Annotated in this window: 11 protein-coding genes and 2 pseudogenes; 8 read left to right on the top strand and 5 right to left on the bottom strand. The window is 57.2% G+C overall.

Annotated elements, in window-relative coordinates; genetic code table 11:
* Positions 1-25: 25 nt before the first annotated feature.
* The 3 genes from J3D54_RS25900 to J3D54_RS25890 form a co-directional block, all read right to left on the bottom strand.
* Positions 26-451: a hypothetical protein gene (locus J3D54_RS25900; RefSeq protein WP_253424514.1), complete on the bottom strand. Its 426-nt coding sequence runs from the start codon at positions 449-451 to the stop codon at positions 26-28.
* Positions 452-467: 16 nt separating this feature from the next.
* Positions 468-2648 (bottom strand): multicopper oxidase family protein, encoded by a 2181-nt coding sequence (locus J3D54_RS25895; protein WP_253424511.1) that lies wholly within the window; start codon positions 2646-2648, stop codon positions 468-470.
* Between the two features lie 113 nt (positions 2649-2761).
* The gene (locus J3D54_RS25890) at positions 2762-3511 is read right to left on the bottom strand and encodes a DJ-1/PfpI family protein (protein ID WP_253424508.1); all 750 of its coding nucleotides are present in this window, start codon (positions 3509-3511) and stop codon (positions 2762-2764) included.
* Between the two features lie 505 nt (positions 3512-4016).
* On the opposite strand from J3D54_RS25890, the gene J3D54_RS25885 reads away from it, so the two are divergent.
* From J3D54_RS25885 to J3D54_RS25850, 8 genes and pseudogenes are all read left to right on the top strand, one after another.
* Positions 4017-5624, top strand: coding sequence for a tyrosinase family protein (locus J3D54_RS25885; protein WP_253424505.1), 1608 nt, complete (start codon positions 4017-4019; stop codon positions 5622-5624).
* A gap of 128 nt (positions 5625-5752) precedes the next feature.
* Complete coding sequence (locus J3D54_RS25880; protein ID WP_253424503.1) at positions 5753-6160, top strand: hypothetical protein; 408 nt, start codon at positions 5753-5755, stop codon at positions 6158-6160.
* A gap of 408 nt (positions 6161-6568) precedes the next feature.
* Positions 6569-6904, top strand: a complete 336-nt coding sequence (locus tag J3D54_RS25875) for a YegP family protein (protein WP_253424500.1) — start codon at positions 6569-6571, stop codon at positions 6902-6904.
* Between the two features lie 182 nt (positions 6905-7086).
* Positions 7087-8511 carry an IS1182 family transposase gene (locus tag J3D54_RS25870; protein WP_253426770.1) on the top strand — a complete coding sequence of 475 codons (1425 nt, stop codon included), beginning with the start codon at positions 7087-7089 and terminating at the stop codon, positions 8509-8511.
* 1120 nt (positions 8512-9631) lie between these two features.
* Complete coding sequence (locus J3D54_RS25865; RefSeq protein WP_253424497.1) at positions 9632-9916, top strand: hypothetical protein; 285 nt, start codon at positions 9632-9634, stop codon at positions 9914-9916.
* Between the two features lie 602 nt (positions 9917-10518).
* Positions 10519-11277, top strand: coding sequence for a hypothetical protein (locus J3D54_RS25860; protein WP_253424494.1), 759 nt, complete (start codon positions 10519-10521; stop codon positions 11275-11277).
* Between the two features lie 182 nt (positions 11278-11459).
* Positions 11460-11810 (top strand): annotated as a pseudogene (locus tag J3D54_RS25855) (transposase); the annotation flags it as partial.
* Positions 11802-12144: pseudogene (locus J3D54_RS25850) on the top strand (transposase); the annotation flags it as partial. The pseudogenes J3D54_RS25855 and J3D54_RS25850, both read left to right, overlap by 9 nt.
* On the opposite strand, the gene J3D54_RS25845 reads toward J3D54_RS25850, so the two are convergent.
* The gene (locus J3D54_RS25845; RefSeq protein WP_253424491.1) at positions 12141-12758 is read right to left on the bottom strand and encodes a nitroreductase family protein; all 618 of its coding nucleotides are present in this window, start codon (positions 12756-12758) and stop codon (positions 12141-12143) included. The pseudogene J3D54_RS25850 and the gene J3D54_RS25845 sit on opposite strands and share 4 nt — an antisense overlap.
* Positions 12755-13690 (bottom strand): EamA family transporter, encoded by a 936-nt coding sequence (locus J3D54_RS25840; RefSeq protein ID WP_253424488.1) that lies wholly within the window; start codon positions 13688-13690, stop codon positions 12755-12757. The genes J3D54_RS25845 and J3D54_RS25840 overlap by 4 nt, the downstream gene beginning before the upstream one ends.
* Between the last annotated feature and the right edge of the window lie 57 nt (positions 13691-13747).

The following is a 13747-nucleotide window of genomic DNA, read 5'->3' as shown; positions in this document are numbered from 1 at the left end:
CCGGTAGTATCCAGACAAGCAGCGCCTAGGTTGCCTTGACGGCGATGAACGAGGCGACCAGTCCAGCTGGCGCGCCGTTGTGAGGCTTCATGCGGATGACCGATCCAGTGATGGCCGAAACCTGATTTACGCCGTTTGGCCAGTGCTCCGTCAGTGACCCGTCATAATCGTAGAAGTAGTCTTGTGTCGAGGTCCCGGGCCGCCCGCTGCCCTCAATGTGTACGTGGTCCGGAACACCGTTGTGGGCGGGGGTGATGACCCCCTTCAAGTCCATGAGAGCGTTCGACCCGAAACCGAGTTCTCCGATGAACGTCCCGTTGGCGGAGTCCTCCACTGTCCACACGCCTTCCGCGAACAACAGGGCCGCCAGTTTTTCCGGGTCACCGTCTGTCAACGCAGGGTTGTTGAGAAAGCTCCTATAAGTCCATTTTCCTGCAAAGGGATTGCTCATTACTGACATCTCCTTATCAGTGTTGCTTGGAATCTGAGTGTTGATGCGATGCGTGCTTCATACCTGCCATGCCAATGCCGCCGCCGATGGCATTGATGTCTGGAACGATCTGGATATTGGTCATCATGCCGCCGTCTTCGTGGTCGAGGATGTGGCAGTGGATGACGAACTCGCCGATGTAGCGGTCGTAGTGCGTACGCACCAGCACCTGGTAGTCGTTCTGCACGAAGATGGTGTCTTTGAACTCGTGCCACATCCCGCAGTATTGGTTTTGCAGTCCCAGTTCGTCGGCTGGCACCAGGCACTCGCCATTGGGACCGAAGATACTTTTGGGTTTTTCGCCGGGCTTGGCGTAGAGCACGTCCATCACCTGGAACGGGTTGACGTGTATATGAAAGATGTGGGGTTCAACCTGCGAGGTCAGCACCCAGTCGTCGGTGGTGTTGACCTGGCGAGTGAAGTCGATGCGGTCCGGGTCATAGGACTTGTAGTTGATGAAGAAGCCGAACTCGCCTGTCCACGGATCTCCCGGTTTTTTCGGCGGGGTGGCAGGCGGTGAGGGCGGGAATGGCGGGTTGCCGATGAAGAAGTCAGCCTTCTGGATGTCGTTGTTGACCACCGCATCCTTGAGGTTGTCCATCCCGCGCCAAGGGTTCAGATTGCCGGTACGCAATCCTTCGAGGGCCGCAGCGGGCAGCGATGGGTCGGTTTTGTTGACGTCGTAGAGCGCCTGTTGGATATAGCTTTGCGGATCCTCGGTCACGACCTTGCCGCCAGAGACGATCACCGTCGCCAGCAATTGGGTTTCGTTCGGGCCCTGGCCGCCCGGGCCGCCATGGGGGCCGGCATTGGCGCGTTCTGCGGGCGTGGCCGCCTGGTTCAGCACACAGTAGGTGCCGTCGCGGGGGAACATCAGCAACACATCACTGCGATAACCAGGTTGCAGGAAGTTGCTGCCGATGCCGCCGCTGACGCTTTTTTTGTTCACGCCGACGGGGCGAATTGCGGTGCGTGTGAGTCCGTCGGCGGCGATCTCGAATTGAGGGACAAGCTCGACCGGTTTGCTGGAATCGGGCACGGTCACCGGGCACAGGTCAGTGAGCATCGCAGCCTGTTCCTTTGGTGTACCGCCGAGCACACCTTTTAGAGCGAGACTGGCTTTGGGACTGGCCGTGTTCATGGGTACGATCTGTAGGTTCACCGTGTCGTGGATCCCCCCGTGAATGAAGCGCCAGCGTTGGATTTCCCCCGCAGCGATGCCTTGCAGTGTCGGTTGCACTACGCCGTTGATGCTGGTGAACCGGCCGCTCTCATCCCAGACCGTGGCCGAAGAGAGCTGCTTGTCGAAATTCTCAACCACGCCAGTCTTGCTGCTGGGGCACGTCCAGGTGCGATCCTTTTGCGTGATGATGGTGCCATCGTCATCGAAACAGGCGTAGGGAATTTGCTGGAACAGAAAAACCTGTTCGGTAAACGGTTTCCCGGTTGCGTCCTTGAGTATGGTGTCGATGTCTCCTGGCTTGCCACCGGTGTAGGGCCGGTTGCCGCGCACAATCAGTGCGCCTGCGGCGCCGCTGGCGACCTGTAGCGCGGTGGAACCATGCCGGTGCGCGTGGTACCAGAAGGTGCCCGAAGGGTGGTCGGTGGGGATGTTGATTTCGTATTCGAATTCGGTTTGCGGAGCGATATTCAGCAGCACGTTGTCACTGTTGCCCGCCGGCGAGACGTGCATCCCGTGGTAATGAAGATTGATCGTGTTGAAGCAGCCCGGCTTGCCATTCACCGGATCGCTTCCCCCTGGGCAACTGGGATCGTTTTTCTCCAGTTGGTTGTCCAGGTGCACCCGCAGGGTGTTGCCCGGCTGCACATCGATGAGCGGCCCCGACAGGCAACCGCCATAGGAACGCAGCTTGACCTTGTCCTTGGCACCGTCGGGATTGCCCGGGTTGTAGATGTAGTTCTCGCGCTTCTGCACTTGCAGGTTGAGTTCAACGGTTTGACCGTCTCGGGTGATGTCGCCCGCCGGGTTGCATCCTGTTTCGGGAAGGGCCAGTTCGGTCGCCTTCAGCGTTCCCGGTGGTCCTTTTTCAAGAAGTCTGGGCGGTGCGAGAAAAGGCTGAGCCATGAGTTCGGCGAGCGCTGCCGAGGAGGTTGTGCAGACCATCAACCCGGCCAGGACTATACGAAGCGAAGTCATGTGGTTCTCCCTGCGCCATTGCGCGAATGTATGCGACAGCCTTCGGCCGTGTGTCCTTTGATCAACTGACTTACGTGGAGGCCGGCATCGACCCTGCGGTGGTTGCACGATTCCTAGGTAGAACCCTTGCGCTTGAGCACATTGGCGATGGTCGCGGCCATGCCGGAAAATTCGCACGTGCTGCCGGCGCCTGGGGTGTAGACCGGAGGCTGGGCGACGGAAGGATCGCCGCTGGTGAAAGGAGGGGCGGGGTTGTACTGGATGGCCAGTTGCACCTTTTGGGCAACGATATCGCTGGAGATCATGGCGATGATTTTCAGTGCTTCATCCAGCCCTGACGAAATGCCGCCACCGGTGATGCGTTGTCCGTCGACGACGAAGCGCGGATAGCCTTCCACCACATTGATCTGGGGAAACAGTTTCAGGCAGGCGATGAAGGCCCAATGAGTCGTGACATCGTAACCGTCCAGCAAACCGGCCGCGGCAGCCAGCAATGCACCCTCGCAGACGGAGGCGGAAAATTTCGCTGTCTCGCCTTGTCGCAACAGCCAGGTCATACGCTGTGGATCGCCCATCAGGCGCTGTAAGTCATCAGGTTCGCCGCCGGGAATCCACAGCAGACTGATGTATTCAGAGTGTTGATTGAAAATCGGTAAATCGCCTCCAAACGTCAGGCCGTCCCGGGTGGTGATGGACGGCCCATCAAGGGAAATCAGCCGAACTACCCGGGGTGGCGCAGCGGGGTTGTGCTGGGATTCAATCTGAGCCATCCAGTTGAACAGCTCGTAAGGGGCGCTGACGTCAAGCAAGTCCACGCCATCGTAGACCGGGATTGCAATCAAGTACTGTCCTGGTACGGGCATGGCTCCCTCCTGGGGAACACCTCGGCGAACGCACTTGCGTCGTCAGGTGTGTAGCGTCCTGCTAATCAGCGTTGCGATGCCCGGACGGCAAAACCGGAGGTCCTGCTGCCTGAAACCAATGCCCAAGGGCAGCTTCTGGGGAGCATAGTCGGCGCCCTTCCACCTGCAAGGCGTTTTCTTAGGCAGGTGCTGAGTGGTATTGATCGACGCTGGGGATATCTATGGAGGTGTGGGGGAGTGATTAGCGAGGAGGGGAGTTCAGGCGGTATTTTTCGCGGTCGCTGCAGGACCGTTTCAGGCCGAAAACCTATACGGGTAACCGGAGGTTTGCGACCCGAAGGCTGAAATCGTCAGGTGTCGCTCATCTGTTTTAGACCAATAGGAGACCGACGGTCTGTGCTGTATTGGGGTTCGTACTGGCACGTTGCTAGATCCCATATATGCTGACGATGGAGCAGTACCCCCCCCCGAGCCTTTCGGGACTTCTGGCAACAAGGAGGTCACCATGTCATCCGCCCCTCGTGTACGCCGTTCTCTCAGTGATGTTCAGTACGACTATGACCACGGTAAGAAAGATGAACTTGAAGCACTGATCCGCGCCTGGAAAGGCATCAAGGATCTTCCCGCTAACAACCCCAACTCTTTCTTCTCCATCGGTGGTCTGCATGGCGAGCCATTCCGTGGTGAAGGCAAGACCGACCCCAACTGGTGGGGCGGCTACTGCCAGCACGGCACGGTGCTCTTTCCGAGCTGGCACCGCGCCTATCTCTGGCGCCTGGAAGAGGCGTTGCGCAGTATCCCCAAATGTGAAAACGTCACCCTGCCGTTCTGGGATGAATGTAGCGACGAGTCACGAGAAAATGGCCTGCCTTCGGCTCTGACCCAGGAATCCTTCGTGATCGACGGTCAGAAGATCGAAAACCCGCTGCGCTCTTTCGTATTCCCGCAAGCCATCACCGATGAGGTCACGGGCACCCCGATCATCTACAGCAAGCCCGAAGGCTACGAGACCGTGCGCTATCCGCTGTCCGGGCTGCTGGGCACTGAACCGGACCGCGTAGCCACGGCGGCACACAACGCGCAGTTCAAGGACTCGGCGAAGAACATCACCTATCTCAATGAGAACGTCAGCACCTGGCTGAGCGGCAAGATCAAGATTGGTGGCAAGTGGCGCGGCGAGGTGTTCAGTCGCTTCGAAGCCAGCCTCGATTCTCCGAGCTACACGCTGTTCTCCAATACCACCTCCGCCGGGGCGAAGAACGACGCCGACCCGGAGGGGCCTCACTATGTGCCGCTGGAGGAGCCCCACAACTTCATGCACTTGGCGGTCGGCGGTTTCGACTACCCGGGCCAGGGCGACAATTCGGCGATTCCCGGGGCCAATGGTGATATGGGCGAGAATGAAACCGCCGGCCTGGACCCGGTTTTCTTCTTCCACCACTGCTTTATCGACTATGTGTTCTGGACCTGGCAGCGCCGGCAAGGGGCCACCGATGAATTCAGCATCGACCCCAAGGATCCCGGAGCCACTTACTATAAACCCGACGGCGTGCAACCCCCTGCGGGCGCCGCGGGCCTGGACCCGAACGCTATACTGAGCCTGGACACCACCCTAGACCCCTTCGTCAAGGCCGACGGCAAACCCTTCACCACCCGTGACTGCATCAACATCGAGAAGCAACTGGGCTATGTTTATGGCGCCGGTTCGCTGGATGCCTATGCCCAACCCGCGAAGCAGTTGCTGTTCAAGGCCGAGGCACCGCAGCCAACCGGCAAGACCCTGCGGGTTAGCCGTATCAACCGAGCGAAAATCCGTGGTTCGTTCCTGATCTCGGCCTACGCCAATGTCGACGGCAAGCGCGAGTACCTGGGTACTAGGCCGATCCTCAGCCGTTGGCACGTCGAAGGTTGCATGAACTGCCAGACGCACCTGGAAGCCAAGGCCACCTTCAAGCTGCCACTCAACGCTGATAACTCAGCGATTGACGACGATAGTATCGAGGTGGAAATACAGACCCGTGACACGGTCCTGAAGCGACCAAATACGGCAGGTCTGCTCAGCACCGGCAACGCCGCCACTGCGGACACGCCGTTTAAGCTGGAAACCTATTGATCCACAGCGGGCTTTGCCCACTTCTGGCGCGGCGGCCGAAGGCAATCTTCGGTCGCTGCGCCTAAGCAACCCCGTATCTCCCTCGGTACCTGGGCGATCTTCCCACGCAGGAAATAGGCATTGAGCATGTGCTGAAGATCCGCAAGCCGATTTGGACAAAAAAGCCCGAAACCGCCAGCCGTTTGCGAAACCGAATCGAATTTGTGCTCGATGCAGCAAAGGCCAGAGGGCTACGCACTGGTGAAACCCCCTCTCAATGGTGGGGGCACTTGGACAAACTGTTTCCTTCTTGCCAAAAAGTGCGCGCTGTAAAACATCACGCAGCCATCCCATGGATCGAACTTCCCGCGTTTGTGGCGACGTTTGAAGAGGCAAAAGATCTGATCTCTAAACCCCCGCAATTCACCGTATTGACCGCTTGCCGATTCAGCGAAGTGCTCCTATCTACGTGGGCGGAGATTGATCTCGTTGCAGGGATACGGACCATCCCGGCGTCGCGAGTGAAAGCTGGGAAAGAGCACCGTGATGCGCTGTAATTCGGGCATGCGAATTCCTTGTCCGCCGTTCACCGGCAGGCTCTTCAAATTTGTTCAGAATTGTGTTCGGGACGTATGCCGCGATGCTGGATAGAGTGATCACCGCTCACTCAGGTTTGGCTCTTTACCGAGCACGGATTGCTAGGCCCTAGTTGGGTGAGCTCCTATTTTTGATCTTCCTCGACAGTGAGGAAGATGACGCCCCAGATGCAGGTGCTTACGGGCATGACCTTCAGGAGCACGGCTTCACTTTCTTGAACTCGACGATCCAGACCCAAGGGTTGGCGTCCCAGTCACCATCGGTAGAACGCCAAAGATCGCGGAATACCTGCTCAGGGTATTTATGGACGGCGCCACCTTCGTCGCTTAGCTCTAACAGAAATTTCGGACACTATAAGGAGTTACTCCATGGCAGGTTGGTACGAGTTGAGCAAAAGTACGGACGGGCAATTTCATTTCGTCCTCAAGGCCGGCAACGCTGAAATCATTTTAACCAGTGAGCGGTATACCACTCGCAGCACAGCCGAAAATGGCATTGCTTCGGTACAGGCCAATAGCCCCGTTGACGCACGCTATGCCAAGGAAGTGGCTATGGACGGTAAGCCTTATTTCAACCTCAAAGCAGCGAACCATCAGGTCATTGGCAACAGCCAGCGTTACTCGTCTGAAGCTGCGCGCGCCGCAGGGATTGAAAGCGTCAAGATCAACGGTCCAAGCTCCACCATTAAAGACCAAACTGTCTGATTTTCAGCGGTGAGAACAAAAAGAAACCCCTTCGATTTCAATGGGTCGGACGCTGGATGCGAGTCTCGTTTCCCTCTCCCAAAACGCAGAAAACGCCGCTCACTGCAGACCGTGTGAAAACCTAGCAATCTGCTGGCCGGTTAAAGAAAATGCCCGTATCGCAAGATGCGGGCATTTTTCTTATGCGCTATATCCAAGGTGAAAACCGCTCCCAGAGCGCACTGTTTCCACTGTCGCTGGACGAACTTATCCCCGATGACCATCTGGTTCGGGTGATCGAGGCCTATATTTCCCTTCTGGATCTTGAGCGGCTGGGCTTCGACAAAGCCAGACCCAAGGCCACGGGGCGCCCTTCGTACGATCCCGCGGATCTGCTCAAACTCTACCTGTACGGTTATTTCCAGCGCATTCGCTCGTCACGGCGGCTCGAGGCCGAGTGCCAGCGCAATGTCGAAGTCATGTGGCTGCTGGGCCGACTGGCGCCGGACTTTAAAACCATCGCTGACTTTCGTCGCGACAACAGTGCAGCGTTTACCGCGACGTGCCGTGCCTTCGTTCAGTTTTGCCGACACGCCGGCCTGGTTGCCGGTGAGTTGGTGGCTATCGACGGCAGCAAGTTTCAGGCGGTGGCGTCTAATCGCAAGCACATGACGCCGAAAAAGCTCAAACACCAGGAGGCGGCGCTTGAGAAGCGGATCGCTCGCTATTTGGCGCAGCTGGAAGAGGCGGATCACAGCGAAGAAAGCGAACCCATTGAGCGCTCAGCGGTGCAGGTGGCGCTTCGTGAATTTCAGGTAAAAAAGGCCAATAACCAGACCTGTCAAGGGCTGATGGAAGCTCAAGGTCTGGTTCAACACATTGTGGGCGAGTCCGAAGCCCAGAAAATGCGGACACCTTCCGGCAAGTTCGTGGTGTACAACATCCAAAGCGCTGTAGATGCTGAGCATTGCCTGATTTTGCACCATGAGGTGACTCAGGACGGCGCAGACCGGCAGCAGCTTGAGCCAATGGCAAAGGCCGCCCAAGCTGAATTAGAGCAACCGCAACTCAGCGTGACCGCCGATGCTGGTTACTCTAATGGCGAGCAGTTTCAGGCCTGTGAAGATGCCGGCATCACGGCTTTTGTGCCCCCTAATCGGTCGGTTAACAATCAAGGTGGCGGCACTGAGTTTTTCGATCGTACGGACTTCAAATACGAGGAGGACAGCGACAGTTATCAATGCCCTGCCGGCCAGTGGCTAACGCTCAAGCAGATGAACAAAGGCGACCGGATTTATCAGGCGGCTATCGCCGATTGCAGCGTTTGTCCGTTAAAAAGCCGCTGTACCAAAGCGAGCCGCCGCTACCTCACGCGCCACGCTCAAGAGACCGCCTTTGAGCGAATGGAGCAACGAATGCGGACCCATCCCGAGATGATGACCCGTCGGCGATCCATCGTCGAACACCCCTTCGGCAATCTCAAGCAATGGCTGTTTGGCAATGGCCGGTTCTTGCTGCGACAGCTGAAAGGCGCCAGAGCTGAAATGGCACTGGCGGTGCAGGCCTACAATTTGAAAAGAGCGATCAAGGTGCTGGGAGCACAAAAGTTGATAGCGCTGATGGGCTGAGAGGCCCTTTATTTTTCCGATTTCAGAAAAACAAATGCCCCGACAAGTCGGGGCATTTGTTTTTGATCTTGGCAGACCGCGTTTTCACACGGTCTGCACTGAGCGGCGTTTTTGTTTGCGTGTAGTTTGTTGGGCAGCGTCGAAGAGAGATCACAACCTCTGTTTTCGTTCCGGCGCTTCCTGCGGAAGCTGCCGCTATACCCGTTCTTGAGGCCCTGGGCAAGAGACCATTCGAAAAATTAGCCGCTGGTCGCAAAACAATACTTCATCCAGGGTGTGGGCTGAAGTGTGGGCTGGCAGGTTTTTCCAAACGCCAGAAACGACAAAGCCCTGAATAATCAGGGCTTTGTCGTATAAAGATGGCGGAGGCGATGGGATTCGAACTCATGGACCTGTTACAGTCGACGGTTTTCAAGTCCGAAGATTAATCCTTATATTTCAATACCTTAAGTTGTATTCGTTTCCGCTAGGCAGTATTCATTAATGCTCTGGAGGCCTCTGAAATCAAGGGGTGGGAACTTATTTGCGGAAACGAATTTGGCCGGTTATTTGGCGTTCTGGGTGGGCTCATGATCGCCCTAAATTTCATAGCTGCAACCGAGAGACTGCGCTTGATGGAAAGCGACTTTCATCTGAAGTGGGATTTTTGCAGCCAACCTGGTCAGTCGTCACAGGCAGAAAACGGCCCAGGCTGTGTGAAAACGTTTTAGAGCAGGTTTGACAATCAGGACTGGAACGAAAATCGCGCTCCTAAGCAAATTCCCGGCCTGCTGATTAACCAAACGCTGGCAGATTTTACGTAGCAACGCCGACTTCAAAATGGCGCATGCGTTTTCACACAGCCTGGGCCAGAAGTGGCCGCTCGAAGGTTTCTACCAAATCTAGGGCCGATTCATACCGCGCCGGACGCATCCAAATCACAGCGAAGGTTTTGCCATTCCGATGAGCTGATCACGGAAAAGCAGCGGCACTATAAAGACCCAAGCGATTCAGCCGATAGACACGTTAAGGTTTCTGCCGCAACTCCGCTCCGGCAATAAACGGATGCGGTTTGTGTCTGCGACGAACATCTTGTGTTGATGGGTCGGCTATCGGCACTACGTCTAGTATGAGGGACACGATGAAAGCGATTTTTATGACGGCGCTGCTGCTGGCTGTCAGCAATGCTCAAGCTATTGAAAACTCCGCTCACCCCTCTCAGGAAGCTCGGGTCTGGACAGTGGCCGACCCTATCCCGGTTGGCAAAGGCTTGACCCTGACGGATGCCAAGGGGTGCGCTTGGTCGGTGGTGGAGGATAACCAGGGCCTGAAAGTGTTTCGTCCGCAAGACCCTAGCGGCCAACCGCTGTGCGTAAAAGATATTCCAACCAAGAATGGCCTTAGCGAAGCACTGAAAGGCCTTTGATCCAGAGATTCAATGTAATGCAAGCCATTCCCATGGGTTCGAGTTAGCGTCTTTGTGCTCGCGGTTGCTTTGGCTCTGTCAGGTTGGTGTTGGTGTTGAATCGCCCCGGATTTCCTAGCCACGCTACAAGCTAGCTGCTTAACGTTTTCAAACTTTACCGATGGCTGAATCGCCCCCAGTTATGCCAACAGTAAATGACTATTTTTGGCCGGTAGCTGCCCGTCGTGACAGACAGCAATCGACCCAGGCTGTGTGAAAACGCATGCGCCATTTTGAAGTCGGCGTTGCTACGTAAAATCTGCCAGCGTTTGGTTAATCAGCAGGCCGGGAATTTGCTTAGGAGCGCGATTTTCGTTCCAGTCCTGATTGTCAAACCTGCTCTAAAACGTTTTCACACAGCCTGGGCCAGAAGCGGCCGCTCGCGACGCATAAGCAATGAGGGTTCGAGCCGCTGCTTTAAAGTTCAGCCAGTCGTGGACGATACGGTGAGATACCAAAATCAATGTCAGCGGCAAGTCTCAGGCCAGATGGAATGGGAGACTGCGGGCAATAAGGAGTTTCGTTTGACCTACCGCTGTCTATGCGTTTTCGGGCTTTGCCTTATGTCGCTGAGCACATTTGCAGCGAGCCCCACACCTGAAGCTGTCACCGAATATCATGCCGCCGTCCAAGCCATCAGCGATGGACAGCGCGTGTATAACCGCATGACCGAGATTGTAAAAACAGGGCAACCCGTGGACCCTGTCCTGCGAGATGGGCTGGTCTCTGAGGTAGAGCAAACCAACAATCGTCTCAACGTTCATCTGGACAATGCAATTGCTGCTGGACATGCCGTCGCCATGTACCAGAAAGCCAAGTTGTTGCTTGCGGCATCGATTATCAAAAATAAGGAACCTGCCTGTGAACTCTACGGGCGGGCGGCTGAACAAGGCCTGATGGCGGGAGCGGTAGAGTACGCTAAATGCTTGCCGTTCTACCCACCCACAACAGAGTACTCAAGGCGCTTATCCATTCTTCAAACGACGGTCGAAGGCCAGGACTTCTATCAATCGGAATATCCATTGTTAACCGCCTTTCCTTTTTGTTTTCCCAAGCACAAGCCCGCTCTACAGCCTGGGGAGGACGCTCTTCAATGGGTGGTTGATAATGCCCGCCCCCAGGCATTGAGCTCTGAGAATTTTCGCGCGGAAGGCTATTACGTCCTAGCAATGGGTGGGACCTCCGATGCGCAGATAGTGAGCTTTCTGAACTCGGCGTTCGAACACGGCTGCCGTGAAGACTCAGCGAGGGTGGCAAGGATGCTGAAGGACGATCACTCTAGGGAGTTGATCAGAGGGCCAGGCAAGAAAGCTGTTCAGTAACACCGATGACCCCGCCGCATCACGATCACCTTCGTATCGGACGGTCGTTTTCGGCCACTAGTGATAGGCAGAAATCGGCCAAAAGCGGTCATTCAGGAATGCAGGAAGCAACCCAGAGTGTGTAAAAACGCCTTCGCTAACACTTGCTATGATTTCTGAGGATTTCATCGCAGGTATCGCCCATGAAGCGCTTTATCCAAGGTGAACATCGAGGCCAAGGCACCTTACTTCCAGAGAGCCTCGACGACTACGTCAGCGATACCAATCCGGTGCGCGTAGCCGACGTCTTCGTCGACGAACTGAACCTGGTCAATCTGGGTTTTGAAGGTGCCATTCCAGCCGATACTGGCCGGCCTGCTTACCACCCCGCGATCTTGCTGAAGATCTACATCTACGGCTATCTCAACCGCATCCAGTCGAGCCGACGTTTGGAACAAGAAACCCAACGCAACGTCGAGCTGATGTGTTTGACTGGGCGTTTGGTGCCGGACTTCAAGACCATCGCCAACTTCCGAAAAGACAACAGCAAGGCCACCGACCGCAAAGGGGCGCTGTTGGCGCTCAAACGCTGCGCCAAAAGTTTGAAGGAGGCACAAAGCATTTTGGCTGATAGCGGCTATGTCGGCCAGCCATTTGCCGAGGCGGTAAAGGAGCTGATTGGTGCCGAGGTGCAGATTGCCAAACGTAGCGAGCTACATACCATCGCCATAATGCCGCAGCGCTGGGTGGTGGAGCGCTCCTTTGCTTGGCTGGAGAAGTGCAGGCGATTGTGGAAAAACTGCGAGCGTAAACTCAACACCAGCTTGCAGTTCATCCATTTGGCCCTTTCTCGTTTTACTGCTCAAAAGGTCGCAAACAGGCTCTTAGGCGAATGCCAGCACCTCATGCAAAGGCCGACGCACTTTTTGCGGCCAGTTGCCGGCGGCCGGGTAGCCGGCGGTGACCAGCATGACCGGCAGTTCATTGGCCTCCAGGTCGAACTCCCGCGCCACGCCCTCGGCATCGAAGCCGCTCATGGCCCCGCTGGCCAGGCCAATGCCTTGCGCCGCCAACATCAGCGTCATGGCGGTGAGGGAGGCCGAACGCAGCGCCTCGTCGCGTTGCAGCTGCGGATTGCCCGCGTGCGATTCGCTGGCCATGGCCGCCCAGCCCTGGAGGGTGGCGGCCGGCAGAATGCCGGCGTCGACCGAGGGCTGCAGCATCTGCGGCAGCGTCTCGTGGGCCGCCAGGGTGCCGCAGATGATAAAGGTCACGGGGGCGTCCAGCACTTGGCGCTGCTGGTAAGCCACGGCATGCAGGCGGGCCTTGGCTGCGGCCGAGCGCACCGCGATAAATTTCCAGTTCTGCAGGTTGTAGGCCGAGGGCGCGCGGGTGGCCAGCTGCACCAACTCGCGGATGACCGACTCGGGCAGATCGCGACCGGCCTGATAACGGGTGGTGGAAACTCGCGACTCGATAAGGTCCTTGATGGCAGTGTTCATAGCATTCTCCGTTGCACAGGGTTTTCTAGAGTGGATAAATCAGTGTGCTTTTGGCTGGCCGGCGAGCCTGAGGTCGATGCCCATTGCACCGCCAGGATGCTGCCCAGCACTGTGATCAGCCCTAGCAGCGCCAGGCCGGTGATGCTCTGTCCCAGCAGCGCCCAACCCAGCAGTACGGCCACCAGCGGGCTGAGCAAGCCCAGGGATGACACCGCCACCGGCGCCAACCGGGCAATCCCGCGAAACCACAGCACATAGGCCAACAGCGCGCCGAACAACGACAGGTAGGCGTAACCCAACCACTGGCTGAGGCTTAGGCTCGGCAGGGGCGGATCGACCAGCCAGGCCAGCGGCAGCAGCAACAGGCCGCCCACCAGCAGCTGCCAGCCAGTAAAGGCCAGCAGCGGTATCGCCGGCTGCCAGCGCCGTGTCAGGTAGGTGCCGGCCGCCATGCAGGCGGTGCCGATAAAGGCCGCGGTTATGCCGACCGGGTCCCAGGAGGCGCCCGGCGCCAGCAGCAGCGCGGCCATCCCGACTATCCCCACCACGCTGGCGCCGACCGCCAGATAAGCCGGGCGTTGACGGTCCAGTGTCCATACCAGGCCCATCACCAGCAGCGGCTGGATGGCCCCGACCACGGCAGCCAGGCCGCCGGGCAAGCGGTAGGCGGCGACAAACAGCAGGGCCTGGAAGAAGCCGATATTCAGCGCCGCCAGTATCAGCAGGCGCAGCCATTCGGCGCGTTTGGGCAGATGCCGGCTGTACAGTACCAGCAACAGACCGGCCGGCAACGCGCGCAGCAAGGCGGCGGTAAAGGGCCGATCCGCTGGCAAGAGTTCGGTGGTGACTATATAGGTCGAGCCCCAGATGGCCGGGGCCAGCGCCGTGCTCAGGACGTCCAGCCAGGAACTGCGGGTGCTTAACTTGTCCATGTATTTACCTTGCATTCAAGATAAAATGGAGGCTAGTAGTATTTTGTCTTGAGTTCA

The organism is Pseudomonas sp. GGS8 (assembly GCF_024168645.1).
Taxonomy (GTDB): Bacteria; Pseudomonadota; Gammaproteobacteria; order Pseudomonadales; family Pseudomonadaceae; genus Aquipseudomonas.
This window is presented reverse-complemented; position numbering and strand designations above follow the sequence as displayed.